We start from the raw sequence: 23,482 nt of genomic DNA on the forward strand, positions 1-23,482 counted from the left end.
AGGCTGAAGCCTTGGGTACGACCGATTTGAATGGTGGCGCGCTCTTCAACGCTGAGTTCGGTATAAGACATAGGGGCAGCACCGTACCGGAAAGGTCAGGTGTTGCACTCAGTTTTTGCCGCCGCCCTTGGCTGTCAGGCCTAGTTCAGAGTAGTCGTCGCCTGCTTTTCCCGAGTCCCCGAGAGGCAACAGGCCAGTACCGGTACGACCACCGCCCGAATCAAGCTTTACACCCAGCAGACCGAGAGCATCGACACCGAAGCCTACGGTGCCTTCGGTATAACCTGATTCGATGTTGAGCAGGAAACCCTGAGCCCACTCTTCTGCCTTGGCATTGCCAGTGCCTTCACGGAAATCACGGTTGAAATAGAAGTTACGCAGCTCCAGGCTAGCCTTTGTATCTTCAATAAAAGCAGCCTGAGCCATGGAAGGAATGGCCAGTGTTGCTCCCAGAGTGGCCAGGGCCACGCCCCGGGCGATTGGGGTCTTGAGCATTTCTTGTTCTCCTCGTTGGATGATGCTCTGAAGGTCGCTCTTACGGCGACATGCAATAAAACATTTCGTTATTGTTTCAGCCTTTAGACCTTAGTCTTTAGGACTTGTACGTCAAGGCTGGAGTGGCTCGCTCGGTATCGCTGTTGCGTATTGAAGGCTATGGATTCGAGTATCACTACGCTACCGAGTTGGGCGGGCCAACCTTGCCAACCCGCCAGTTGCAGTGCTGGGAGGGCTGCCGAATCCTACCGTTTTGCTGGCGACGAGTCGAATGCAGAAGTCAAACTCTCGTTTGAGTGAGTTCGGCGTCACGCTTTTTGGGGTCTACTTCGAAAGGAGGATATTGCCTGGCGGCCAATACCACTACGGATGGCCTGCTAGAATTGACTTCGTTAATCACCCCAACGAGTCTTCGTCAATGCTTCCTGAATGCCAGCTGTTTGGAACCCTGGGCTGTCACCTGTGCGAGCAGGCCGAAGCGGTAGTGATGCCGTTGGTCGAGCATGGTTTGTTGGTGGAGTTGCTGGATGTGGCAGACAGGGCCGAATGGGTTGACGATTACGGCCTGCGCATCCCGGTACTGAGAAGGGTCGATACGGGCGCGGAGCTGGACTGGCCGTTTGAAACCGAGCAGGTGGTCTGGTTTCTGCGTGATTGAAGCTCGTCAGAAACGCCAGACAAAAACAAAAAAACCGGCTGCAAGGCCGGTTTTTTGATATCAGACACACGAGAAGTGTTTCGATATCGGGAAATGGTCGGAGCGACTGGATTCGAACCAGCGACCTTCTCGTCCCGAACGAGACGCGCTACCAAGCTGCGCTACGCTCCGAAGCTGGCGCGCATTTTACAGAAATACTTTTGTTTCACAAGCGCTTAGCGCCCGTTTTTTGAATGTTCCGGCGAAAGCCGATGCACATTTTGTGCTGTCCGGCCTGCGTAGGCTGGATTGGATGAAGGTGTAATCCTGTGGGCAGATTTACAGCCAACCCCAGGCTCATGACAGGCACGGCGCTGTTCTTTGTGCTGTTTGATCGTCCGCCCGTCGGGTTGGTGAAGCGTAACCCGACCTACAAGCTTTGTAGGTCGAATTGGCCGAAGGCGTAATCCGACGGTCAGAGTTCCTTGACGGTACGAACCTGGTCCTTGTTGACCTTGCCGGGTTTACCGTCCAGACCTTCGTATTCATAGAAGCCGGATTCATCGTCGAAGTCCGGTCGGTCCAGTGTCTGGATTTCGCGACCATCGTTGAGCGTAATGACGCTGGGACTCGAACAGCCGGCAAGCAGGAACAGTCCGAGCAGCAATGTCAGGGTGGGAGCGATTCCTGAACGCATGGTGATTCTCCTCAATGGATGGGTTGTGTCTGTGACGTTTTCGGGGCGCGTCAAGTTCCCATGGGTGGGTTTTGTCCGGCGAGCAGTTCCGGAGAGTTCAGGTTGGCAAGGCGAGGGTCGTCTTCGGGCAGGTCGAGGCTGCGCGCGCCCAGTTTCAGGAGTATGCGCCGGTTGCTTCGTTCGCCAGCTTGCCATGCGGCTTCGATTGCAGCGGCCAGGCGAAGCGGAATGATGCAGAAAAGAGGTTCCCACTGTTCACCGCGGCGCAGCATGACGGGCGTGTCAGGCGCCTCCTGCGCAGCGTTGTGCAATTGCAGAAGCAGTGCTTCGTCGATCAGTGGTGCATCGCATGGCAATACCAGTAGCCACTGATGACGTGCCGCTGCGAGGCCCGCGCGAATGCCGGCAAGTGGGCCGGGGAAGTCCGACTCATCGTCAGAGATCAGTCGATCGGCGAAGGGAGCGTAATATTCTGGATTACGGTTGCACGAGATGAGCAGGTCATCCGTCAGCGGGCGCGCGATTCGCTGCGGCCAGGCCACCAGCGGTTTGCCGTGCCATACGACCAGGCCCTTGTCATGCCCGCCCATCCGTTGCCCACGGCCACCTGCGAGCAGCAGTATCGAACAATCGGCAAGCAGGTGTTGTGGCATCGGAGGCTCCGGCAAAAGCCTGTGATATAACACCCGGCATCGTAGGCCAACAACCGGAAGTCGTTCATGAGTCACCTCGCCAATCAATCTTTTGTCCCTCTCAATATTGCCGTTCTGACGGTCAGCGATACGCGTTCGCTGGATACCGATACCTCAGGCCAGCTGCTTGTCGACAGGTTGCTTGAGGCTGGGCACCGGCTTGCCGAGCGGGTGTTGCTGAAGGACGACATCTATCGGATTCGTGCGCAGGTTGCCCACTGGATCGCCGAAGACAGGGTGCAGGTCGTGTTGATCACCGGCGGCACCGGCTTTACCGCGCGTGACAGTACGCCGGAAGCGGTTGCTTGCCTGCTGGACAAGCAGGTCGATGGTTTTGGCGAGCTGTTCCGGCAGATTTCGGTTGCGGATATCGGCAGCTCCACCGTGCAGTCACGTGCCTTGGCCGGGTTGGCCAATGCGACGCTGGTCTGCTGCATGCCGGGGTCGACCAATGCCTGCCGAACCGCCTGGGATGGCATTCTTGCCGAGCAGCTCGATGCGCGACATCGTCCCTGCAATTTCGTGGCGCACCTCAAGCAGGCCGCGCCCTGCGAGAGTCGCTCATGACGCTGGCTGCGCCGTCGGCGCTGATGTCGGTGGAGGAGGCGCGCGAAGCTCTGTTGAAGATGGCGCATGGCGCAGCGATTCAGGATGTCGAGACAATTGCGCTGGGCGAGGCGGATGGACGTGTGCTGGCCGAGCCGCTGGTTGCGCAGCTGGATCTGCCGCCGTGGCCCAATAGCGCCATGGATGGTTACGCCCTGCGCCGGGCGGATCTGGATGGCCAGCCGCTAGTGGTCTGCCAGAAGATCTTTGCGGGCAGTCAGCCGCTACCGCTGCAGCCGGGCTGCTGTGCGCGAATATTCACCGGTGCGCCCATGCCGGAAGGCGCGGACAGCGTCGAGATGCAGGAGAACGTCGAACTGCTCGAAGATGGTCGGGTGCGCTTCGTCGAACCGGTCAGGTGTGGTCAGCATGTGCGGCCACAGGCGGGGGAGGTTCGCACTGGCGAGACCGTGCTGGAAGCGGGCGTCCAACTGGGGCCGATCGAGCAGGGGCTTGCCGCATCGCTGGGCGTCGCACGGTTGACGGTGGTGCGCAGGATCACGGTGGCGCTGCTTTCCACTGGCGATGAGCTGGCTGAGCCGGGGCAGCCGCTGGCGCCCGGGCAGATCTACAACAGCAATCGTGTGCTGTTGCGGCACTGGCTACAGCGCCTGGGTTGTGAGGTGGTCGATGTCGGTATCGTGCCGGATGACCCTGCGCAGGTTCGTCAATGCCTGGCCGCGCTGCGGCAGGTCGATCTGATTCTCTCCACCGGCGGTGTTTCGGTGGGTGAGGCCGATTATCTGGGGCAGGTTCTGCGCGAGGAGGGTGAGCTGGCGTTCTGGAAGCTGGCCATCAAGCCGGGCAAGCCGCTGACCTGTGGCACCTATCACGGCGTGGCGGTAATTGGTCTGCCCGGCAACCCGGCGTCCACGCTGGTGACCTTCGGCTTGTTTGCGCGGCCTTATCTGCTGCGCCGCATGGGTGTCACGCAGGTAGAGCCTCTGAGTTTTCCGGTTCCCGCCGGCTTTGTCTGGGACAAGCCTGGCAAGCGTCGCGAGTATGTGCGGGCGCGGCTGGAGTCGGGCAGGGCGGTACTTTATCCCAACCAGAGTTCATCCATCCTGCGCAGTGCGGCCTGGGCCGACGGACTGGTTGAAATACACGAGCACAGCCAGCTGCGTGAAGGCGATCCGGTGAGGTTCATCTCCTTCGCTGAACTGTTCGGCTGACACTTCTGTTCTCGGGCCGCGCGACAGACCGGCAAGCGGCCCGAGGTTCCGTCCAGCAAACAGCTGACAAACGGATCGTGCTTTCCATTGTCTACGTCTTTTCATCCTGCCAGTGACTGGTCGGGATTGGTGCGTCTGCTATTGCCCTACCAAAGGCCGATGAGAAGGAGGAACGGGATGCAGGAGAGAAACACCTGGGTCGATTACGCCAAGGGTATTGGCATCATTCTGGTGGTCTACGGGCATGTCGCGCGTGGTGTCTTCAATGCCGGTTTGCCGATGGATGAAGGTCGATACGTGCTGGTGGACAGCATCATCTACAGCTTCCATATGCCGCTGTTCTTCTTTCTTTCGGGCCTGTTCTTCTACGATTCCCTGATGAAGCGGGGCAAGACAGGGCTGATCGTCAACAAGATCGACACCATCGTTTACCCGTTCCTGCTCTGGTCGCTGTTGCAGGGGCTGTTCGAGGTGATCCTGTCGGACTACACCAACGGCGATGTCACTCTCTCGCAAGTGGTGTTTTCACTGGTCTGGTCGCCGCGCGCGCAGTTCTGGTTTCTCTATGCGCTGTTTCTGGTGTTCGTGGTGTGTTCGTTCGTTTACGCCAGGGCTGGCCGCCGTCTTTTTCTGCCGATACTGCTGGTCTTTTCCGCTCTTTATGTCTTCAGGCAGGAGATGGTGTCCAACAGTGCCGTCCAGTTCGTTCTGGCCAATGCCGTGTTCTTCGCGCTGGGCATCTGGGTCAACGAGATCAAGGCATCCCTGCTGGCGCGCCATACCCAGTTGATGCTGCTGTTCGGTGCACTGTTCGTGCTGGGGCAATATGTGTTTCATATCACCCTTGGGCTGACCTGGGATGTCGGCGGTTTGCCGGTTCTCGTGCTGGCGACGATTTCAATCCTGTTCATGGTCACGCTGTCGATGTGGTTGGGGCAGTTTCGTATCCAGTGGCTGCTGTTCGTCGGCGCTTCCTCGATGACGATTTATCTGCTGCATATCCTGGCGGGCAGCGGGGTGCGGGTGATCATGAGCGGCTTCCTGGACATCGATTCCATTGCAGTGCACCTGCTGGTCGGCACGTTGGTGGGGCTTGCCGCGCCCTTGCTGGCGCAGGTGATCATCCAGCGTTACAACCTGTATATGCTGCTGACGCCGCCCAGATCGATGTCCGCGACCCGCTTGCGCATGCGGGCAATGGTCACTCAATAGCTGCTAGCCGCAGCTGAGGTGGCGGATCACGCCTTTTTCATCCGTCGATAACGTCAGGCGCCGGGCGTTGTATTCCAGCGTGACGACATCGTCAGGGCGGAGCAGGCGCGCCACCTCGGCGCCGCTGTCGCGACGGGCCTGGTCGAGCAGTGCGGGGCTGGCCTGCTTGCCAACCAGATCGCGTACCGCGGCGGCGTTGCAGTTGCCAGTGGCGGGTTGGGGCTGTGGCGAGGAGAGTGACTGGCAGCCTGCCAGAGTCAGGCCGAGCAATAGCAGTGCGGTCGTTTGAGTTTTCATGCTGTCTCCTGGAGCGTGATCGAGCTGTACGAACTGAAATTATCCTGAAAGGGAACTGGCGCAACAGCGACACCGTCTTAACTGCGATGGCCCATTGCGATGGCGCGAGGGCTGACGAACAAGATGAAGGAGTTCCGCCATGTTCAACTCGTCCCTGATGAAGCGTGTAGCCAGTATCCTGGCCGCGATGCATTTCATGCTGTTTGCACAAATCCCTTTGGCTCAGGCCACGATGATCGGCACACCGGAGGTGATTGCCGAACAACAGCAGCAGGTTGACCGCCAGCAGTTGCTGACGATGCTCGAAGATGCCGATGTGCAGAAGAAGCTTGAATCCATGGGTGTCGACCGTAATCAGGTTGAGCAGCGCATCAATAGCCTGACACCCGCGGAGCTTGCGCAATTCAACCAGCAGCTCGATCAGGCGCCGGCGGGTGCGGGTCCGAGTGTGGTCGGGGTCATTGTGCTGTTTCTGGTGGTCTTCATCATTACCGACATGCTGTGCGCGACCAATATCTTCAACTTCATCAATTGCATCAACCGTTGATAGGGAAACTGCTCCTGCTGTTCGGCGTCGTTCTGCTGGGGGCCTGTGCGCGTAGTCCAGTGGTGGTGACACCGCTGGACCTGCCCCAGCAGGTCGAGCTGGCCGAGGTGCCGTTCTTTCCTCAGGAGGATTACCAGTGCGGACCGGCTGCGCTGGCGACCATGCTGACTCATCGCGACATCGCTACTGATCCCGAGCAACTGGTCGGGCGTGTCTATATTCCGGGGCGAAAGGGCAGTCTGCAGGTCGAGATGGTGGCTGCGGCCAGGGCGCATGATCTGCTGGTCTATCCGCTTGAACCGCGTCTGGAAGCGCTGCTGGCCGAGGTGGCGGCGGGCAATCCGGTGCTGGTGCTGCAGAACCTGGCCTTCGACAGCTGGCCCCAATGGCATTTTGCCGTTGTGGTGGGTTATGACTTAGAGAGTCAGACGATCATTCTGCGCTCTGGCACCACCCAGCGCTGGACGGGCAGTTTTCATCAGTTCGAGCGCAGCTGGGCCAAGGGCGAACGCTGGGCCGTGGTGACGGTCGAGCCGGACCGGCTGCCGGCCAGCGCCAAGGAAACGGTATGGCTCAAGGCGGCGAACGATCTGGAGCAGACCGGGCGCAAGGATGCGGCGCGAAAGGCTTATGAGACGGCGGCGAAGCAGTGGTCCGGTGGTTTGTCCTGGTTCGCGCTGGCCAATAGCTTGTATGCCGAGGGCGACCGGCGCGCAGCGGAACGCGCCTTGCGCAGCAGCATAGCCAGCGATGATGCCTTCGCGGTTGGCTGGTTCAACCTGGCCCAGGTGCTGGCCGAGCGCGGCTGCACGGCGCAGGCGTCCAGGGCGAAAGCCTGCGCCGTGCAACTGGCGCCCGAGGACCCGCGCTTTGCCGCCGGGCTGTCGCAGCCGCGCGAGCGGGGGGAGGTTTGTGAGCCGCTGCCATTGTGCAGGTGAATGAAAGCTGTGTTGCCCGGCTCACGGCTTGGGCAGTGGCAGCGGGCTTGTCCGCGAGAATGTGCCGTAGGGTCGAACTTGTTTGACCGCCGCTGCGCAAATGGCCGAATGAATTCGGCCCTACGGTCGATCCAGCGAGCGCGCCCTGCGGGAGAGGCCCTAGCCGCGAGCTTTGATTCTTTGGTTCGGGCGCGGGCGATAAAAGCTCGCGGGCAAGCCGGCTCACACAAAAAAAGTAGGTGAGCCCGCCAGCTGGTGGTGGGGGGTTATTGCCGGAATAATGCGCTATTTAGAATCCTATCCGGTCACGCAGGCTGTAATACAGCGCACCGAGGGCGCTGAGTGGTGCGCTGAAGCGTTGTCCGCCAGGAAACGGATAGTGCGGCAGGTTGGCAAAGGCGTCGAAGCGCTCGGCCTGGCCGCGCAAGGCTTCGGCAATGATTTTCCCGGCCAGGTGGGTATAAGTCACTCCATGCCCGCTGCAACCCTGTGAATAATAGATGTTGTCACCGATCCGCCCGACTTGCGGCAGGCGCGACAGTGTCAGCAGGAAATTGCCGGTCCAGGCGAACTCCGTCCGAATGCCTTGCAGTTGCGGAAAGGTCTTGAGCATCTTCGCGCGGATAATCGAATCGATATCCGCCGGGTCGCGTGCGCCGTACACCACGCCGCCGCCATAGATAAGGCGCTTGTCCGCCGAGAGGCGGAAATAGTCGAGCAGGTAATTGCAGTCCTCGACGCAGTAATCCTGCGGCAGCAGGCTGGCGGCGAGTTCATCGCCCAGCGGCTCCGTGGCGATCACCTGGGTGCCGCAGGGCATGGATTTGGCGGCCAGCTCGGGCACCAGGCCGCCGAGGTAGGCATTGCCCGCGACGACCACGAACCTGGCGCTGACCCGGCCATTGGCCGTGTGTACGCATGGTGTGTCGCCACGCTCGATGCGAATCGCGGGACTCTGCTCATGAATGATGCCGCCCAGCGATTCCACCGCCGCCGCTTCGCCCAGCGCCAGGTTAAGGGGGTGGATGTGGCCACCGCCGTGGTCGAGCATGCCACCGGCATAGCGCTCGCATGCCACGACGTTGCGGATTCCGTTGTGATCGAGCATTTCCAGCTGGTCGTAGCCGTAGCGCTGCCAAAGCGCTTTCTGCGCTTCCAGATGGCGCATCTGCCTGGAATTGAAGGCGGCGAATATGCCGCCGTTCTTCAGGTCGCAGTCGATGCCATAGCGTGCGACCCGCTCGCGAATGATCCGTGCGCCCTCGAATGCCATGGCGCCGATCAGGCGCGCCGCGTCCGGGCCGGCGCTGCGCTCGACGGCATCGATATCGCGGCTGTAGCTGTTGACGATCTGCCCGCCGTTGCGCCCGGAGGCGCCGAAGCCAACCCCGGCGGCTTCCAGCACGACCACCCGAAAACCCTGCTCCAGAAGAAAGAGTGCAGTAGAGAGTCCGGTGTAGCCTGCGCCGATCACGCAGACATCCGTCTCGATGGCATCGTTCAGGGGAGCGCGGTCCGGTGCAGGGTGCGCGGAGGCTGCGTAATAGGAATCGGGATAGGGTGTGTGCGGCATTTTGTTAACCCCTGTTCTGAATATTTGACGCGATGCTAGCGCTACAAGCCCTTTCGCACCATAGGGACGCCGCCTGTGTTGCTTGCCGGTTTCAAAAATCACAAATATCAGTGGCTTAGCGAAAAAAAGCTTGACGCTGTCATGCGTATCTATAGAATGCGCGTCCATCGGAGGCACATAGCTCAGTTGGTTAGAGCACCACCTTGACATGGTGGGGGTCGTTGGTTCGAATCCAATTGTGCCTACCAAATTCCGAGAAAAAGGGTCGCGCTAGCGGCCCTTTTTTATTGCTCGACTTGTAAGGAGTCGGGCAGTTAAATAGCCCGTTTCGTTCATCCTCCAGTGACTTCGATTCGCGTCGGTCGGCCTTCGGGCTACTGCCATTGTGCGGCAGGCCAAGCCGGTGGATCGCTTTCCTGGCTCATCCCAACCCACGTGGCCTTTGGTAGGGGTCACCACTAGGAGAGGAGGCGCCATGCCCATCATTACTCTTCCTGACGGCAGTCAGCGTGCGTTCGATCATCCGGTTTCAGTTGCCGAGGTGGCTCAGTCCATTGGTGCCGGTCTTGCCAAGGCGACGATTGCCGGCAAGGTCAACGGTCGCCTGGTCGATGCCTGCGACCTGATCGAGAGCGACGCAACCCTGCAGATCATTACGCCCAAGGATGAAGAGGGGCTGGAAATCATTCGCCACTCTTGCGCGCATCTGGTCGGGCATGCGGTCAAGCAGCTCTATCCGACGGCGAAGATGGTCATCGGTCCGGTGATTGCCGAAGGCTTCTATTACGATATCGCCTTCGAACGTCCTTTCACGCCGGAAGACATGGCCGCCATCGAGCAGCGTATGAAGGCGCTGATCGACACCGAATACGACGTGATCAAGAAGGTCACCCCGCGTGCCGAGGTCATCGAGGTGTTCCAGGCGCGTGGCGAGGACTACAAGCTGCGTCTGGTCGAGGATATGCCGGACGAGCAGGCCATGGGCCTGTATTACCACGAAGAATACGTCGACATGTGCCGTGGGCCGCACGTGCCCAATACGCGTTTTCTCAAGTCGTTCAAGCTGACCAAGTTCTCCGGTGCCTACTGGCGCGGCGACGCAAAGAACGAGCAGTTGCAGCGTATCTATGGCACCGCCTGGGCCGACAAGAAGCAGTTGGCGGCCTATATCCAGCGCATCGAGGAAGCTGAGAAGCGCGACCATCGCAAGATCGGCAAGCGCCTGGGGCTGTTCCATGCCCAGGAAGAAGCGCCGGGAATGGTCTTCTGGCATCCCAATGGCTGGACGCTCTACCAGGTGCTTGAGCAGTACATGCGCCAGGTACAGCGCGAGAACGGCTACCAGGAAATTCGCACGCCGCAGGTCGTTGATCGCGTGCTCTGGGAAAAATCCGGGCATTGGGCCAACTATGCCGAGAACATGTTCACCACCGAATCGGAAAGTCGCGATTACGCGATCAAGCCGATGAACTGCCCGTGCCACGTTCAGGTGTACAACCAGGGCCTGAAGAGCTACCGCGAGCTGCCATTGCGCCTGGCCGAGTTCGGCGCCTGCCACCGCAACGAGCCGTCCGGCGCGCTGCACGGCATCATGCGCGTGCGCGGCTTCACCCAGGACGATGCGCATATCTTCTGTACCGAAGAGCAGATGCAGTCCGAGTCGGCTGATTTCATCCGGCTGACGCAGGCGGTGTATGCCGACTTCGGTTTCGAGGATATCGAGCTGAAGCTCTCGACCCGCCCGGAAAAGCGCGTCGGCTCCGATGATCTGTGGGATCGCGCCGAGGCGGCTCTGGCAGCTGCGCTGGACAGCGCGGGGCTGCCTTACGATCTGCAGCCGGGCGAAGGCGCTTTCTATGGGCCGAAGATCGAGTTCTCGCTCAAGGACTGCCTGGGGCGTGTCTGGCAGTGCGGCACGCTGCAGCTGGACTTCAATCTGCCGATCCGTCTGGGTGCCGAATACGTCAGCGAGAACAATGACCGCCAGCATCCGGTCATGTTGCACCGGGCGATCCTGGGTTCGTTCGAGCGCTTCATCGGTATTCTCATCGAACATTACGAAGGCGCGTTCCCGGCCTGGCTGGCGCCGACGCAGGCAGTGGTGATGAATATCACCGACAAGCAGGCCGATTTCGCGAGCGAAGTGGAGAAAATTCTCAATCAGAGCGGCTTCCGTGCCAAGTCCGACTTGAGAAACGAAAAGATCGGCTTTAAAATCCGCGAGCATACCTTGCTCAAGGTTCCCTATCTTCTGGTTATCGGAGATCGGGAAGTCGAGACACGATCCGTTGCCGTGCGCACCCGTGAAGGAACCGATCTGGGCTCCATGCCCCTGGATGATTTCGCCCGGTTGCTCGCACAAGCGGTTTCCCGGCGTGGTCGCCAAGAATTGGAGTAATCACTATTAAGCGTGAAATGAGACAGGATAAACGAGCTGCACCCAAGGCCCCGATCAACGAGAATATCTCGGCTCGTGAGGTCCGTTTGATTGGTGCTGATGGCGAGCAGGTTGGCATCGTCTCGATTGATGAAGCGCTTCGTATTGCTGAAGAAGCGAAGCTGGATCTGGTGGAAATCTCCGCTGATGCAACGCCTCCCGTATGCCGGGTGATGGATTACGGCAAGCATCTGTTCGAGAAAAAGAAGCAGATTGCTGCGGCGAAGAAGAACCAGAAGCAGATCCAGGTCAAAGAAGTGAAGTTTCGCCCAGGGACGGAAGAGGGCGACTATCAGGTCAAGCTGCGTAACCTGATACGTTTCCTGAGTGAAGGGGACAGGGCCAAGGTGTCGTTGAGATTCCGCGGTCGTGAGATGGCCCATCAGGAGCTGGGGATGGAACTGTTGAAGCGGGTCGAGGCTGACCTGGCTGAATACGGTTCGGTCGAACAGCATCCGAAGATGGAAGGACGCCAGCTGATCATGGTCATCGCTCCCAAGAAGAAAAAGTAACCTCCAGGGCACTGGCAGGCCTTGCGGTTATTTGTAATCACCCACACTGTGGAGTACCGAACATGCCAAAGATGAAGACTAAAAGTGGCGCTGCAAAGCGCTTCAAGAAGACGGCTAATGGCTTCAAGCACAAGCACGCTTTCAAGAGCCACATCCTGACCAAAATGTCTACCAAGCGTAAGCGTCAGCTGCGTGGTACATCTCTGATGCACCCGTCTGACAACGCAAAAGTAGAGCGCATGCTGCGCGTACGTTAATCGGTCAAGAACAGAGGAATAACTCATGGCTCGTGTTAAGCGTGGCGTCGTCGCTCGTCGCCGTCACAAGAAAATCCTGAAACTCGCAAAAGGCTACTACGGCGCTCGTTCGCGCGTGTTCCGTGTTGCCAAGCAGGCGGTAATCAAGGCTGGCCAGTATGCCTACCGTGACCGCCGCCAGCGCAAGCGTCAGTTCCGCGCTCTGTGGATCGCTCGTATCAACGCCGGTGCGCGTGTAAACGGTCTGTCCTACAGCCGTTTGATTGCCGGCCTGAAAAAAGCGGCCATCGAGATCGACCGCAAGGTTCTGGCCGAGTTGGCAGTGAATGAAAAAGCAGCTTTTGCTGCGATTGTCGAAAAAGCTAAAGCTTCTCTGGCTTAAGCCCATCGATAATCTCGAATCTTCGGATTCGTAGCGTCACCGATAGGGGAAGAGCCTTGTGCTCTTCCCCTATTTCGTATTTGAAGGGGCCTTTGCAAAAGTGCATGTGGCGGTGCGGCTCAGGCTGCTGTCGCCGGGTGCGGTTCTGCAAGAACCTCTGGAGGTTGTACATGGAAAACCTGGATGCACTGGTCTCGCAAGCGCTTGAGGCGGTGCAACATAGCCAAGACATCAATGCCCTGGAGCAGATCCGGGTCCAATACCTCGGCAAGAAAGGCGAGCTGACCCAGGTCATGCAGACGCTGGGCAAGCTGTCTGCCGAAGAGCGGCCAAAGGCCGGCGCCCTGATCAATGCAGCCAAAGGCCGTGTGCAGGATGAGCTGAACGCGAAGAAGGCCCGTCTCGAGCAGGCGGCGCTGAGCGCCAGGCTTGCAGCCGAGCGCATCGATGTGACCCTGCCCGGCCGCGGTGAAGCCAGCGGCGGCTTGCATCCGGTAACCCGCACGCTTGAGCGTATCGAGCAGTTTTTCAGCCATATCGGCTACAGCGTTGCCGAAGGTCCGGAAGTCGAGGACGACTACCACAACTTCGAAGCGCTGAATATTCCAGGGCATCACCCTGCGCGGGCGATGCACGACACCTTCTATTTCGATGCCCGGATGCTGCTGCGTACCCATACCTCGCCGGTACAGGTGCGCACCATGGAGTCGCAACAGCCGCCGATTCGCATCGTCTGCCCCGGTCGAGTCTATCGCTGTGATTCGGATATCACCCATTCGCCAATGTTCCATCAGGTCGAAGGCCTGCTGATCGACGAAGGCATCAGTTTCGCGGACTTGAAAGGCACCATCGAGCAGTTCCTGCGGGTGTTCTTCGAGAAGCCGTTGGGCGTGCGTTTCCGTCCGTCATTCTTCCCCTTCACCGAGCCTTCGGCTGAGGTGGACATGCAGTGCGTGATGTGCAGCGGCAAGGGCTGCCGTGTGTGCAAGCAGACCGGCTGGCTTGAGGTGATGGGCTGCGGCATGGTGCATCCGAACGTGCTGCGCATGTCCGGCATCGATCCGGAGAAATACCAAGGCTTCGCGTTCGGCATGGGCGCCGAGCGGCTGGCTATGCTGCGTTATGGCGTCAATGATTTGCGCCTGTTCTTCGATAACGACCTCAGGTTCCTGGCGCAATTTCGCTAGGCGCTCGAAACGGTCAACGAGAATTCTTTAGGAGAGCAGGATGAAATTCAGTGAACAATGGCTGCGCACCTGGGTAAATCCGGGTGTATCGCGTGACGAGCTGGTCGCACGTCTGTCCATGGTCGGCCTCGAAGTGGACGCCGTGACTCCGGTTGCCGGTGAGTTCAGTGGCGTGGTGGTGGGGGAGGTGCTGAGCACCGAACAGCATCCCGATGCCGACAAGCTGCGCGTGTGCCAGGTCAGCAATGGCAGCGAAACCCTTCAGGTGGTCTGCGGTGCGCCCAATGTGCGCCCCGGCCTGAAAATTCCCTTTGCCATGATCGGCGCGAAGCTGCCGGGCGATTTCAAGATCAAGAAGGCCAAGCTGCGGGGCGTCGAGTCCAATGGCATGTTGTGCTCGGAAACCGAGCTGCAGATCGGCACCGATGACAGCGGGCTGATGGAGCTGGCGGCGGATGCTCCGGTGGGCAGCGATCTGCGCGAATACCTGGGCCTGGACGATGCGAGCATCGAAATCGGCCTGACGCCGAATAGGGGTGACTGCCTGTCCATCGCCGGGCTTGCTCGCGAAGTGGGTGCGATTTACGCCGCGGAGGTTGCACCCGTCGATATCGTGCCTGTGGCTGCCACTCATGACGAAGTGCGTCCGGTTGAGGTGTCGGCGGCAAAAGCCTGTCCGCGCTATCTCGGTCGTGTGATCCGCGGTGTCGATCTGTCGCGTCCAACGCCGCTGTGGATGGTCGAGCGTCTGCGCCGTTCCGATATCCGCAGCATCGATGCGGTGGTGGATGTCACCAACTATGTGATGCTCGAACTGGGGCAGCCGCTGCATGCCTTCGATCTGGCTGAAATCCAGGGCGGCATTTGCGTGCGGATGGCCGAAGAGCAGGAAAAAATCGTTCTGCTCGACGGCCAGGAAGTGACACTGCGTGCCGATACGCTGGTGATCGCCGACCATCAGCGCGCCCTGGCGATTGCCGGTGTGATGGGCGGCGAGCACAGCGGTGTGAGCGCCTCGACGCAGGATCTGTTCCTGGAAAGCGCCTTCTTCGACACCATCGCCCTGGCCGGCAAGGCGCGCTCCTACGGCCTGCACACCGATGCCTCGCATCGCTACGAGCGTGGCGTGGATTCGCAGCTTGCCCGTCGCGCCATGGAGCGGGCGACCACGCTGCTGCTGCAGATCGTCGGTGGCAATGCCGGCCCGGTGATCGAGGCCACCAGCGAAGCCGATCTGCCCGATATCGCGCCGATTGTGCTGCGTGCCGAGCGTATCGATCAGATGCTCGGGCTGGAAATGCCGGCGGGGCAGGTCGTCTCGCTGCTCTCTGCGCTGGGCCTGGGCGTTGTCGAGAAGTCGCAGGGTTGCTGGGAAGTCAGCGTGCCCAGCCATCGCTTCGATATCAGCCTGGAAGTCGACCTCATCGAAGAGCTGGGGCGGTTGTATGGCTACGATCGCCTGCCGGTGCGTTATCCCCAGGCGCGCCTGGCACCCGAGGCCAGCCCGGAAGCCCGTGCAGAGCTGCCGGCGTTGCGTCGCCTGCTGGTTGCGAGGGGCTATCAGGAAGCGATCACCTACAGTTTCATCGATCCGAAGCTGTTCGAGCTGTTCAGTCCCGGTGTCGAGCCGCTGCAGCTGGCCAACCCGATCTCCTCGGACATGGCGGCCATGCGGGCAACCCTATGGCCGGGCCTGATCAAGGCGCTGCAATACAACCTGAATCGTCAACAGACGCGGGTTCGCCTGTTCGAAAGCGGTTTGCGTTTCGTCGGCCAGCTTGGCGATCTGAAGCAGGAAGCGATGCTGGCTGGCGTCGTGACCGGGAGCCGGCTGCCGGAAGCCTGGAGCAATGGGCGCGAAGCGGTCGATTTCCATGACATGAAAGCCGATGTTGAAGCCGTACTTGCCTACGCGGGCGATGCTGCGGCCTATACCTTCATCGCCGCCGAGCATCCGGCCCTGCATCCAGGGCAGACGGCGCGTATCGAGCGGGAAGGGCGTCTGGTCGGTTTCGCCGGCAGCCTGCACCCCGAACTGGCCTCCAGCCTGGGTATCGACCAGCCGGTCTATCTGTTCGAGTTGCTGGTCGCCGAAATCAGTGAAGGGCGGCTGCCGCGTTTCAGCGAACTGTCGCGCTTCCCCGAGGTGCGTCGCGACCTAGCGATCCTTGTGGCAATCAGCGTAGCGGCGGACGATGTGCTGCGCTGTATCCGTGAAGCGGCGGGCGATAACCTGACCGACCTCAAGCTATTTGACGTCTATCAGGGTAAAGGTATTGATCCGCTTAGCAAAAGTGTGGCAGTCGGCTTGACCTGGCAGCACCCTTCGCGCACTCTAAACGACGATGAGGTGAGCGGTGCGATGCAGAAAATCCTTACCTCCCTGGAAGAAAGGTACAACGCCACGTTAAGGAAATAGCGTATGGGGGCTCTGACGAAAGCTGAAATGGCCGAACGTCTTTATGAAGAGCTAGGCTTGAACAAGCGCGAGGCCAAGGAGCTGGTCGAGCTGTTTTTTGAGGAAATTCGCCAGGCGCTGGAGCAAAACGAGCAGGTCAAGCTGTCCGGGTTCGGCAACTTCGACCTGCGCGACAAGCGCCAGCGGCCTGGGCGCAATCCGAAAACCGGCGAGGAAATACCGATCACGGCGCGCCGTGTCGTGACGTTCCGCCCAGGGCAGAAACTCAAAGCCAGGGTCGAGGCCTATGCTGGAACCAAGCCATAACGACGAGCTTCCGACAATTCCGGGCAAACGCTACTTCACCATCGGTGAAGTCAGCGAACTCTGCGCGGTAAAGCCCCATGTGCTGCGCTACTGGGAACAGGAATTCCCACAGCTCAACCCGGTGAAGCGCCGTGGCAACAGGCGCTACTACCAGCGCCAGGACGTACTGATGATTCGCCAGATCCGGGCGCTTCTCTACGACCAAGGCTTCACCATCGGCGGCGCCAGACAGCGCCTCTCCAGCGAAGAAGCCCGTGAGGACACCACCCAGTACAAGCAAATGATCCGCCAGATGATTTCGGAGCTGGAGGAAGTGCTGCAGGTGCTACGGAAATAAACCATCAAAGTGCTAAAAAACTTTCACATTTTCAGATGCTTAAGGTATAGTTCGATCCGTTTTCAGCAATGCTGAAAACACCAGTCGGGGCGTAGCGCAGCCTGGTAGCGCACTTGCATGGGGTGCAAGGGGTCGAGTGTTCGAATCACTCCGTCCCGACCAAAAATCCCTAGAAAATCCAATCACTTAACGGTGGTTGGATTTTTTTATGGGCGATGATTTTTTGCCCTCACCCATTTTTACCCCACTTTTTGCCCCACCGCTGTGTAAAGGACAGCTCAACTGCAAACTGGCTATCTGGCGCGAGTAAGATAAAGCCACGTTGGCCCCGTCCCGGATCGCGCTCGCAGTCACCAACCCCCCCCATCTGATAACTCGATCTGGAGAACGATCCCGCCCACCGGCGCGGGCTGCACCAAGCTGCTCGCCGTTGTGATCAAACGATACTGAGTTTGGCAAGGTTGCTGATGACCGCAGCGATCTACGTCACCAACAGGGCTGGCGACTACATACCGGACCTCGGCGCTTCAAAGTCGATTCGGATCATCGGACTGGGTAGAGCGCCCGTCATCCGCAGGCATGTCATCAGAACGCCCCTTAGCGCCCTTGCCGTCCAGGCTCTTGGCCACCACTAAGCCAATCGCTGCGGAAACCGCAATCACCCCCAGCGTTAAACCGATGAAAAAGAGGAGCGTGTACGTTGTTGTATCTATGATCTTTTCTGTTGGTCTGTAGCCGTAGTTGCCGTAGTGGATGTCCGATGGCAACGCGATGGTGATGCCTGACTACCAAACTCCCTTCAAGCGCGATCCCGTTGCCGCAGTGGATGTCACACGGAAACGGGGGCATCAACCTTTATCACTGCCGAGGCCGACGCTGATGCAGTAGGTTCCGGGCACGGCCAGGACGACGCAGACGATTGGCCCAGCGCCCATGACCTGGCCCCAGAGATTTTTCAGAAGCGGATAAGCGATGAATACCGCCGCCGCTTCAGCCGGCTGCATCGCAGCTAGTCTTCCGAGCACGGCTGCCCCGATGCCGGAAAGCAGCACGAACAAGCAGCCTGACACTGCCATCACTGGCCGGAGCCCGAGCCGTGATCGTCGACGATGACCAGAGTCTGAGTAGTCCAGCGGTAAGGGTATCTGCCGACTCAACCGGCCCCGCGCAATGCGGGCATCTACCGCCAGGGCCAGCCAGGAGATGCCTATGGCGAATGCGAGGATGAAGCTAACTATCAGCGCAAATGGCGACATGATCAATTTCCCCCGAGTGCTGTGGCGTCTGCGTTTAGTCGAAACCGAAAGAGGAAAAGCTGCTTTCGAAACAGCTGATGCCGTGATCAAACGAAAGGCTGTCGCTCAGCATGTCCGTGCCGAACGTGTTCCCCATAACATCGAAACAGCTGTCGAGCATAGGCATGCCGTTGGCCGGATTAACCCAGGAGGTTGCGGGCTCGAAGTGGGAGGAGAAAATCGAGGAAATTTCCTCTGTCTGGATGGGGTGAACAGGATCGAATGAATCAGCCCAGCCAGTGTGATCGTGCAGAATGCTGTCGAAGGCCATGCTCGTGTCCATGTTCTCGTCGATCAGAGAATCGATCCGATACCACGGGCGCTCATGACGAATGCCGAGGCCGTCATGCACCACGACCGCTTTTCCCTGGCTGGGGTAAACGACTGTGGTGTACGCCGGTTTAGCGGGCTGGACGAGGGCTACAAGCAGGTTGGCGATCTTGGTGAAAAGGTTCATGGCAGGCTCCTTGGTTTCAGTGCTTTCAGCGTCTCTTAAGCTGTAAAAAACCCAAGCGCTACGAAACGGTAGGCTTCACCTTTAATGCGAAATTGGAGCTGGTCCCACATCAAGTGGAAAGTATAAAGCCAGCAATGGCGCGCCTTTCAGCCAATTTATACTTGTGGACTTGTAGATCTGACGGGGGCTGGTGGGTACTTTGGAACTGCTGAGTGGTCCGTTACTGGCGCCGGGATTTGCTCTTGGTGCCGTGTGGAGGACAGTGGTGGCTCCCGGTGGTGTGCGAGTGGATGCGTGGTGACCCGACGGCGCAGACCTGAATGTAGATACAGAGTGGCGGGCCGCAGATTACATCGATCGACCTTTCGACTACACCGCCAGTCGTGCGCAGGAGGAGGTGCCCTGTGTCAGGCCTAATTTGGGATCGCTGGCAAGGCAGTTATATCGGATTCAGGAAACGAAACAACTGGAGAAACAAGTGAGTATTTCCCAACACCCCAACACCCCAACGCCCGCAAAGCAGCAATCACTCTGATGTTCATCGGCTTGGTCGGCTGTTCTTCGACCGCCAAAGTCGAGCTGCCTGACCGGAAAGACGTGCCTCACGAGAAATGGTCTGACGCCATGATTAATTTGGACGCCATGGACATCCAGGGGGTGAGGGACGTGCCACGGGATATGATCGAGGACACGCCTTCACATTCTGCGCAGGGAGGCCGCAGTGCTGGAGCACTTGATGCAGGAGTGGTCGGACTCAGCGCTACATCACCACCCGCTGGACTCGGCGGAGGGGCCGCATTAGGCATTGGCGTTGGCTTGATGCTCCTAGGCGGTGGAGGCTCGCCAATGTCTAACATGATTCACGTTGCTGCCTGGGTTCCTTCAGAGCTTGCTGCAAGCCCGGATGAAGCAGTAGCAGTTGTTGAGCGCCAGTTCAATGGTGCAAGAGCGCGTCTTTTTGTAAAGGGGTTATCTAAGGAGAAAACCGTAATTACAAAATACCCTCAGAACCATCCTAGTTCTTTTGGGGGGGGCTGGCCCTAGAAAAGAATCTTGTCCCTTTTGATGAAGGTGCCACCGACAGCCCCCCCTTTCATAAAAGCGCAAGAAAGTTATGGGCCTATCTTTATTAGAAGCCCACTATTTTTTGTCGATGCCAGGAAAAACTCCATGCACTACCGGCAGGCTATGAAATCTCTTTCTGCTGAACTTCCAAATTGGTTCATTTTTTACGCGCCTTACATCAAAAATTATAATAACCCTCTGCCATCAACCGTTTATAGGGGCGGTATTGAAAATTATTTCATCGGAAAATAAAAGCCGTCCATAAGTAGCTTCATAAGCTCGGCGGCTGCGGGAACTGAGTGCAACATCTGAAGTGATGAATGAGTTCCCAGAGATTTTCCCAGGCGAGTATCTTCCCCCCCGTTTTTCCGAACGACAAGTTTTTTTGCGCGGGAGATTCAGATGCCGAGAAATGTATCGACAGGATCTTGAGGAAGACAGTGAAAGGTTCGTTGCGCTGGCCGCACACTATGGCGAAGTTTTGTGAGCCTGGAAAGTGTCTAAGAAATCCGGGGCGATTCAGAGTAACGAATAATGTTCTCTGAAAACCTTTCCATGTTCTCTCGCTTCAATGTCAGATCACATCTCAATAGAGCGGTGTCTAATCGAAAAAGAACTGAATCACCCCGGATCTATATAAAGATCCAAACGTCAGATTTTGTCTGGTAGGACTCGGACTGACCGGCTGCTGCTGGCCGTTCTCTGCCCGTCATGGTTACAAAGCGTGTTGGCCATAGGAGTGGCCTGAAGTGATTAGCAGCGCCATGGTCATATAAGCAATGCTTGTTTCGTCATCAGCAGGCCAACGTCGACGGACTTGATTTTCCATTCCACATAAACGGGGACATGAGCGAACGGGTGATGACTGTCACCGAAGGACTGGTACCGGCCGTGGGGTGTATTCGATCGGCGAGGCCTTTGCCGACCTGACGCAGGCCGATGCCCGGACGCTGCGCGAGCGGTTCTCGGTCGTGGTGGAGAAAACTGCACGGGAGCTGATAGGCACGGCCTGCCTGACGCTTGAGGAGGCGGCGCCAGCGAAGCGGAAAATCTGCTGCTCGCGGATGTTCGGCGACCGCCAGGCGGCATTCGAGCCGATCCGCGAGGCGGTTGCCAGCTATGCCACGCGGGCTTGCGAAAAGCTCCGGGCGCAGCAATCGCTGTGCAAGTGTGTACGGATAAGCATCCGGGCCGGCATGTTCAATCCGGACGAGCCGAAATATGCACAGAGCATGGTATGCGAGCTGCCGTATCCGACCGATGACACGCGCCTGATTACCCGGACCGCCATCGCCGGCCTTGAGCGCATCTACCGTCATGGCTATGCCTATAGCAAGGCGGAGGTGCTGTTGATGGAGCTGTGCCAGCGCGGCGAGTTCTCCGACGATCTGTTCGCATCGACTCCGCCGGCGGCGGCTGAGCGGGTAATGGAAGTGCTCGATGCGGTCAACGCCAAATGGGGCCGCAATACGCGACGGCCGGGGCGCGTGACCCTAGCACCGAATTGGGGCATGTGCCTGGACATGATGAGCCAGAGCTTCACGACCCGGATCGACCAGCTGTGCACGGTTGGGTGTCGGTGCGCGCCGCAGGATTATCTGGATATCAGGCTGGCAGCACCTCGGAGGACCGCATTAAACCGGTCACCGGGGCGTTGAGCGGGCATCAGCGAACGTATCGGATGGGACCGGTGTACTTGGCCACTGCCCGGTCACTCGTCACAAGTACAAAGCCTTCCGTCATCGCCTGGCCGACAAGCATGCGGTCAAAGGGGTCGTTGTGGATGGGCGGCAGTCCGGCAGCCACGATGCCGTGCTGGCCGGTCATCGGGAGCTCCTGGTAATTGGCATCGAGCAGGGTGCGCCGGAGCACCGCCGGATCGAAGCGAAAGCCGGGCTTGCCCATGGCATTCTTGATGCCCACTTCCCAGATGCTGGCGGCGCTGAACAGCAGGTCGTTGCCGCGATCCTCGATCAGTACAACCGCTTCGGCCGGAAGAGACGACGGTGCCGCACAGGCCCACAGCAGGATATGAGTATCGAGCAGCAGCTTCATGCGCCGAACATGGCCTCGATTTCGTTCTGGAACGGCGTGTCGATATCGTCAGGTACCTCGAACATGCCCGCGAGCATCCCCAGGCGCGGCCTGGTTTCGTGATCTATCGCCACGACCTTGACCATCGGCTTGCCGGCCTTGGCGATGACGAACGGGCTGCCCTGGGTCGCTTCCAGAATCAGCTGCGACAGGTTCGTCTTCGCGTCGTGAATGTTGACCGTCTTGTGCCCCGAGCCGGAAGTGCTGTCAGGTTTCATCGTGTCATTCCAGGTTAGCTAATGCGGTTAGTCTAGTTTAGCTACCGCTAAAACTCAATGACGGTCCGGGGCAGGCGCCCAAGAGTGTCGGTCTTCAGCCCTATGGACGAGGTGCAGGCCGTAACCCCGTATGTAATGGCCGTTGCGGCGTCGGGGCCCTCACAGGCTTTAGGCAGGTGGCAAACGACCCTTCAGGTTCTCGTTGATCCAGTCGGCCGTCTTCGTCATCTCAATGCCATGGGCGGCGTTCAAGGTGTGTTGCTTATCCCAGGCGACGCCCTTGCCCTGCGCAAAGACCGCCCAATACTTGCGCATCTGATCGTGGGGGCGGCGGCCAAATCGTCGTTCAGCTTCTTCACGGTCCACTCGATTCGATGCACCTTGCGATCCAGAGCAGCATCGACTTGGTCTGCCAACTGACCGTAACTCAGGGTGTCTCCGGCAACGAACACCACCTGGTTTGCCAGGCGGGGGCGAGTGAACAGTATCCTCGCCGTCAGCAGCCCTATGTCCTTCGGCGTTGTCACGGTGACTTGCGTATCCCAGCTGCCCAGCGCATGAACGGTGTTGCGTGCCAGGTCGACCACACCGAACGCGGGCTCGAACAGGAAGCTTGTGAACATGCCCGTCGAGATGACCAGCCACTCGGTCCGTTCCTGGGCGCACAGTAATGCCCGAACGTCGAGCTGTTCGTCGAACAGATCCTGCGCGCTGCCTTTGCCGATCGCGTTGTAGTCGACCCCGAACTGCCAGGGCACGTAGCGTTTAACGCCCGCATTGAGCACGGCTCGGGTGATCTTGAGTTGCGCGCCCGCACCTGCCACGAAACCTACGCAGCTGATGACCGTGTCGAATCGACGGAAATGCCCGGCCAGTTCTTCAACCGGGTCCTTAATGATGTCGGCGGACAATACCCCAACACTGAGCACCCGCAATTGTTCGAGCAGCTCCGCTCGGCGCTTGGATATGGAAGCGGCTGCCACAGGACAGGCGACCCCGGCACATTCGATGCGCCATGGTACGTGACCAGGGGCGGCTGGAGATCGAGGCCGCCAGCCGTAACGACATCGTGTTGCCGCTGGATGAAATCAAGCGCACCGATCCAAAGTGTATTCAAGAAATGGCGTACTTACTGGCTTAGCAATTGCAAAGGTACCGTGATCCGTGATCCGTGATCCGTGATCGTGAAGGGCGGGCAAACTGAGCTGGCGCTTGCTGTTTCTTTCCAGAGGTGTTCGCTATTCGAGCACGCGGCTATTACCGGCAACACAGCCCATGCGGGCGCTGAAAAGGAGCGACGCGATCCGTCCGGAGAGATGTCGGCTATTGCGGCCAACACTACCTATTGCTCTGATACAGCCCGCCAGTCTTTCTCGGCTGCAGCCTAACGTACTGCTTCGAGTAACTGCTCGGTCGCGGCCGGCATGTAACGGCGACGCATCATCCGAATCTCCACCGCCAAAAGCTGGCTGGCCCAGCGGATGCGGGTTCGCCAGCTCCGAGTTGCACTGCGTCGGGTCTTGGACTAGGGCCTGTTAACGCTACTGGCTTGACGGCGAGTAATGCGGGATACTTCGCGCATGATGATCACACCCGAACAATTCTCCGCCATTGAACATTGCTTCCCGCGCCAGCGCGGCAATGTCAGCT

Annotated in this window: 25 protein-coding genes, 3 tRNA genes and 3 pseudogenes; 19 read left to right on the plus strand and 12 right to left on the minus strand. The window is 59.0% G+C overall.

The features are described from left to right. Positions 1-126 precede the first annotated feature (126 nt). A pseudogene (locus tag G7020_RS22255) lies at positions 127-495 on the minus strand (OprD family outer membrane porin); the annotation flags it as partial. Between the two features lie 418 nt (positions 496-913). Here G7020_RS22255 and G7020_RS22260 point away from each other — a divergent pair. Further along, positions 914-1,153, plus strand: a complete 240-nt coding sequence (locus G7020_RS22260) for a glutaredoxin family protein (protein ID WP_181087084.1) — start codon at positions 914-916, stop codon at positions 1,151-1,153. Positions 1,154-1,247: 94 nt separating this feature from the next. Here G7020_RS22260 and G7020_RS22265 read toward each other — a convergent pair. From G7020_RS22265 to mobA, 3 genes are all read right to left on the minus strand, one after another. Further along, positions 1,248-1,324: transfer RNA gene (locus G7020_RS22265), tRNA-Pro, on the minus strand. Between the two features lie 283 nt (positions 1,325-1,607). Next, positions 1,608-1,829: a YgdI/YgdR family lipoprotein gene (locus tag G7020_RS22270; RefSeq protein WP_181087066.1), complete on the minus strand. Its 222-nt coding sequence runs from the start codon at positions 1,827-1,829 to the stop codon at positions 1,608-1,610. Positions 1,830-1,879: 50 nt separating this feature from the next. Beyond that, positions 1,880-2,482 (minus strand): molybdenum cofactor guanylyltransferase MobA, encoded by a 603-nt coding sequence (gene mobA / locus G7020_RS22275; RefSeq protein WP_181087067.1) that lies wholly within the window; start codon positions 2,480-2,482, stop codon positions 1,880-1,882. A gap of 66 nt (positions 2,483-2,548) precedes the next feature. Here mobA and moaB point away from each other — a divergent pair, with 66 nt between their 5' ends. From moaB to G7020_RS22290, 3 genes are all read left to right on the plus strand, one after another. Then, positions 2,549-3,088: a molybdenum cofactor biosynthesis protein B gene (moaB, locus tag G7020_RS22280; protein WP_181087068.1), complete on the plus strand. Its 540-nt coding sequence runs from the start codon at positions 2,549-2,551 to the stop codon at positions 3,086-3,088. After that, positions 3,085-4,299 (plus strand): gephyrin-like molybdotransferase Glp, encoded by a 1,215-nt coding sequence (gene glp, locus G7020_RS22285; protein WP_258189446.1) that lies wholly within the window; start codon positions 3,085-3,087, stop codon positions 4,297-4,299. The genes moaB and glp overlap by 4 nt, the downstream gene beginning before the upstream one ends. A 177-nt stretch (positions 4,300-4,476) precedes the next feature. Next, positions 4,477-5,511, plus strand: a complete 1,035-nt coding sequence (locus tag G7020_RS22290; protein WP_181087069.1) for an acyltransferase family protein — start codon at positions 4,477-4,479, stop codon at positions 5,509-5,511. 3 nt (positions 5,512-5,514) lie between these two features. Here the strand turns inward: G7020_RS22290 and G7020_RS22295 are convergent, their stop codons facing one another. Further along, complete coding sequence (locus G7020_RS22295; protein WP_181087070.1) at positions 5,515-5,808, minus strand: I78 family peptidase inhibitor; 294 nt, start codon at positions 5,806-5,808, stop codon at positions 5,515-5,517. Between the two features lie 139 nt (positions 5,809-5,947). Here G7020_RS22295 and G7020_RS22300 point away from each other — a divergent pair, with 139 nt between their 5' ends. Together G7020_RS22300 and G7020_RS22305 are read left to right on the plus strand one after the other, a co-directional pair. Beyond that, positions 5,948-6,355 carry a PA2779 family protein gene (locus G7020_RS22300; RefSeq protein ID WP_181087071.1) on the plus strand — a complete coding sequence of 136 codons (408 nt, stop codon included), beginning with the start codon at positions 5,948-5,950 and terminating at the stop codon, positions 6,353-6,355. After that, the gene (locus G7020_RS22305) at positions 6,352-7,293 is read left to right on the plus strand and encodes a PA2778 family cysteine peptidase (protein ID WP_181087072.1); all 942 of its coding nucleotides are present in this window, start codon (positions 6,352-6,354) and stop codon (positions 7,291-7,293) included. The genes G7020_RS22300 and G7020_RS22305 overlap by 4 nt, the downstream gene beginning before the upstream one ends. A gap of 289 nt (positions 7,294-7,582) precedes the next feature. Here the strand turns inward: G7020_RS22305 and G7020_RS22310 are convergent, their stop codons facing one another. After that, positions 7,583-8,866 (minus strand): NAD(P)/FAD-dependent oxidoreductase, encoded by a 1,284-nt coding sequence (locus tag G7020_RS22310; protein WP_181087073.1) that lies wholly within the window; start codon positions 8,864-8,866, stop codon positions 7,583-7,585. 171 nt (positions 8,867-9,037) lie between these two features. Here G7020_RS22310 and G7020_RS22315 point away from each other — a divergent pair. The 10 genes from G7020_RS22315 (at position 9,038) to G7020_RS22360 (ending at position 16,865) form a co-directional block, all read left to right on the plus strand. After that, a tRNA-Val gene (locus G7020_RS22315) sits at positions 9,038-9,114 on the plus strand. 227 nt (positions 9,115-9,341) lie between these two features. Continuing rightward, positions 9,342-11,264, plus strand: coding sequence for a threonine--tRNA ligase (gene thrS, locus G7020_RS22320; RefSeq protein WP_181087074.1), 1,923 nt, complete (start codon positions 9,342-9,344; stop codon positions 11,262-11,264). Then, positions 11,264-11,815 carry a translation initiation factor IF-3 gene (gene infC, locus G7020_RS22325; protein ID WP_181087086.1) on the plus strand — a complete coding sequence of 184 codons (552 nt, stop codon included), beginning with the start codon at positions 11,264-11,266 and terminating at the stop codon, positions 11,813-11,815. The genes thrS and infC overlap by 1 nt, the downstream gene beginning before the upstream one ends. A gap of 62 nt (positions 11,816-11,877) precedes the next feature. After that, positions 11,878-12,072, plus strand: a complete 195-nt coding sequence (gene rpmI / locus G7020_RS22330; protein ID WP_014852591.1) for a 50S ribosomal protein L35 — start codon at positions 11,878-11,880, stop codon at positions 12,070-12,072. A gap of 25 nt (positions 12,073-12,097) precedes the next feature. After that, the gene (gene rplT, locus G7020_RS22335) at positions 12,098-12,454 is read left to right on the plus strand and encodes a 50S ribosomal protein L20 (RefSeq protein ID WP_131648508.1); all 357 of its coding nucleotides are present in this window, start codon (positions 12,098-12,100) and stop codon (positions 12,452-12,454) included. 170 nt (positions 12,455-12,624) lie between these two features. After that, positions 12,625-13,641, plus strand: a complete 1,017-nt coding sequence (gene pheS / locus G7020_RS22340) for a phenylalanine--tRNA ligase subunit alpha (protein WP_181087075.1) — start codon at positions 12,625-12,627, stop codon at positions 13,639-13,641. Between the two features lie 40 nt (positions 13,642-13,681). Beyond that, positions 13,682-16,060: a phenylalanine--tRNA ligase subunit beta gene (gene pheT / locus G7020_RS22345; protein ID WP_181087076.1), complete on the plus strand. Its 2,379-nt coding sequence runs from the start codon at positions 13,682-13,684 to the stop codon at positions 16,058-16,060. Positions 16,061-16,063: 3 nt separating this feature from the next. Then, entirely contained in the window at positions 16,064-16,366 is a 303-nt protein-coding gene (gene ihfA, locus G7020_RS22350; protein WP_037022310.1) for an integration host factor subunit alpha, read from the plus strand. Beyond that, complete coding sequence (locus tag G7020_RS22355) at positions 16,347-16,703, plus strand: MerR family transcriptional regulator (RefSeq protein WP_181087077.1); 357 nt, start codon at positions 16,347-16,349, stop codon at positions 16,701-16,703. Before ihfA ends, G7020_RS22355 begins: the two co-directional genes overlap by 20 nt. Before the next feature lie 85 nt (positions 16,704-16,788). Next, a tRNA-Pro gene (locus G7020_RS22360) sits at positions 16,789-16,865 on the plus strand. 365 nt (positions 16,866-17,230) lie between these two features. Here the strand turns inward: G7020_RS22360 and G7020_RS22365 are convergent. The 3 genes from G7020_RS22365 to G7020_RS22375 all read right to left on the minus strand — a co-directional run bounded on the left by G7020_RS22365 (position 17,231) and on the right by G7020_RS22375 (position 18,455). After that, the gene (locus G7020_RS22365; protein ID WP_181087078.1) at positions 17,231-17,470 is read right to left on the minus strand and encodes a hypothetical protein; all 240 of its coding nucleotides are present in this window, start codon (positions 17,468-17,470) and stop codon (positions 17,231-17,233) included. Between the two features lie 81 nt (positions 17,471-17,551). Next, positions 17,552-17,959, minus strand: coding sequence for a hypothetical protein (locus G7020_RS22370; protein ID WP_181087079.1), 408 nt, complete (start codon positions 17,957-17,959; stop codon positions 17,552-17,554). 34 nt (positions 17,960-17,993) lie between these two features. Next, on the minus strand, positions 17,994-18,455 hold the full coding sequence (locus tag G7020_RS22375; protein WP_181087080.1) for a hypothetical protein: 462 nt from the start codon (positions 18,453-18,455) through the stop codon (positions 17,994-17,996). A gap of 846 nt (positions 18,456-19,301) precedes the next feature. On the opposite strand from G7020_RS22375, the gene G7020_RS22380 reads away from it, so the two are divergent. Together G7020_RS22380 and G7020_RS22385 are read left to right on the plus strand one after the other, a co-directional pair. After that, positions 19,302-19,499, plus strand: coding sequence for a hypothetical protein (locus G7020_RS22380; RefSeq protein ID WP_181087081.1), 198 nt, complete (start codon positions 19,302-19,304; stop codon positions 19,497-19,499). A 944-nt stretch (positions 19,500-20,443) separates the two neighbouring features. Continuing rightward, positions 20,444-21,097: pseudogene (locus G7020_RS22385) on the plus strand (DUF4113 domain-containing protein); the annotation flags it as partial. Positions 21,098-21,185: 88 nt separating this feature from the next. On the opposite strand, the gene G7020_RS22390 reads toward G7020_RS22385, so the two are convergent. The 3 genes from G7020_RS22390 to G7020_RS22400 all read right to left on the minus strand — a co-directional run bounded on the left by G7020_RS22390 (position 21,186) and on the right by G7020_RS22400 (position 22,815). Then, positions 21,186-21,575, minus strand: coding sequence for a type II toxin-antitoxin system VapC family toxin (locus tag G7020_RS22390; RefSeq protein WP_181087082.1), 390 nt, complete (start codon positions 21,573-21,575; stop codon positions 21,186-21,188). Next, positions 21,572-21,832, minus strand: a complete 261-nt coding sequence (locus tag G7020_RS22395) for a type II toxin-antitoxin system Phd/YefM family antitoxin (RefSeq protein ID WP_181087083.1) — start codon at positions 21,830-21,832, stop codon at positions 21,572-21,574. Before G7020_RS22395 ends, G7020_RS22390 begins: the two co-directional genes overlap by 4 nt. 248 nt (positions 21,833-22,080) lie before the next feature. Beyond that, positions 22,081-22,815 (minus strand): aromatic alcohol reductase, encoded by a 735-nt coding sequence (locus G7020_RS22400; RefSeq protein WP_423835685.1) that lies wholly within the window; start codon positions 22,813-22,815, stop codon positions 22,081-22,083. A 6-nt stretch (positions 22,816-22,821) separates the two neighbouring features. Here G7020_RS22400 and G7020_RS24210 point away from each other — a divergent pair. After that, a pseudogene (locus G7020_RS24210) lies at positions 22,822-23,121 on the plus strand (DUF927 domain-containing protein); the annotation flags it as partial. Positions 23,122-23,482: the final 361 nt, after the last annotated feature.

The sequence above is a fragment of the Stutzerimonas stutzeri genome (genome assembly GCF_013522825.1).
Classification (GTDB): Bacteria; Pseudomonadota; Gammaproteobacteria; order Pseudomonadales; family Pseudomonadaceae; genus Stutzerimonas; species Stutzerimonas stutzeri_AK.

Coding starts and splice junctions, on each gene's coding strand:
- G7020_RS22270 (WP_181087066.1), bottom strand. CDS start 1,829: ATGCGTTCAGGAATCGCTCCCACCCTGACATTGCTGCTCGGACTGTTC.
- ihfA (WP_037022310.1), top strand. CDS start 16,064: ATGGGGGCTCTGACGAAAGCTGAAATGGCCGAACGTCTTTATGAAGAG.
- pheT (WP_181087076.1), top strand. CDS start 13,682: ATGAAATTCAGTGAACAATGGCTGCGCACCTGGGTAAATCCGGGTGTA.
- thrS (WP_181087074.1), top strand. CDS start 9,342: ATGCCCATCATTACTCTTCCTGACGGCAGTCAGCGTGCGTTCGATCAT.
- moaB (WP_181087068.1), top strand. CDS start 2,549: ATGAGTCACCTCGCCAATCAATCTTTTGTCCCTCTCAATATTGCCGTT.
- G7020_RS22390 (WP_181087082.1), bottom strand. CDS start 21,575: ATGAAGCTGCTGCTCGATACTCATATCCTGCTGTGGGCCTGTGCGGCA.
- G7020_RS22290 (WP_181087069.1), top strand. CDS start 4,477: ATGCAGGAGAGAAACACCTGGGTCGATTACGCCAAGGGTATTGGCATC.
- mobA (WP_181087067.1), bottom strand. CDS start 2,482: ATGCCACAACACCTGCTTGCCGATTGTTCGATACTGCTGCTCGCAGGT.
- G7020_RS22260 (WP_181087084.1), top strand. CDS start 914: ATGCTTCCTGAATGCCAGCTGTTTGGAACCCTGGGCTGTCACCTGTGC.
- G7020_RS22395 (WP_181087083.1), bottom strand. CDS start 21,832: ATGAAACCTGACAGCACTTCCGGCTCGGGGCACAAGACGGTCAACATT.
- G7020_RS22375 (WP_181087080.1), bottom strand. CDS start 18,455: ATGAACCTTTTCACCAAGATCGCCAACCTGCTTGTAGCCCTCGTCCAG.
- rplT (WP_131648508.1), top strand. CDS start 12,098: ATGGCTCGTGTTAAGCGTGGCGTCGTCGCTCGTCGCCGTCACAAGAAA.
- G7020_RS22300 (WP_181087071.1), top strand. CDS start 5,948: ATGTTCAACTCGTCCCTGATGAAGCGTGTAGCCAGTATCCTGGCCGCG.
- rpmI (WP_014852591.1), top strand. CDS start 11,878: ATGCCAAAGATGAAGACTAAAAGTGGCGCTGCAAAGCGCTTCAAGAAG.
- G7020_RS22355 (WP_181087077.1), top strand. CDS start 16,347: ATGCTGGAACCAAGCCATAACGACGAGCTTCCGACAATTCCGGGCAAA.
- G7020_RS22370 (WP_181087079.1), bottom strand. CDS start 17,959: ATGTCGCCATTTGCGCTGATAGTTAGCTTCATCCTCGCATTCGCCATA.
- G7020_RS22310 (WP_181087073.1), bottom strand. CDS start 8,866: ATGCCGCACACACCCTATCCCGATTCCTATTACGCAGCCTCCGCGCAC.
- G7020_RS22380 (WP_181087081.1), top strand. CDS start 19,302: ATGTCTAACATGATTCACGTTGCTGCCTGGGTTCCTTCAGAGCTTGCT.
- glp (WP_258189446.1), top strand. CDS start 3,085: ATGACGCTGGCTGCGCCGTCGGCGCTGATGTCGGTGGAGGAGGCGCGC.
- G7020_RS22295 (WP_181087070.1), bottom strand. CDS start 5,808: ATGAAAACTCAAACGACCGCACTGCTATTGCTCGGCCTGACTCTGGCA.
- pheS (WP_181087075.1), top strand. CDS start 12,625: ATGGAAAACCTGGATGCACTGGTCTCGCAAGCGCTTGAGGCGGTGCAA.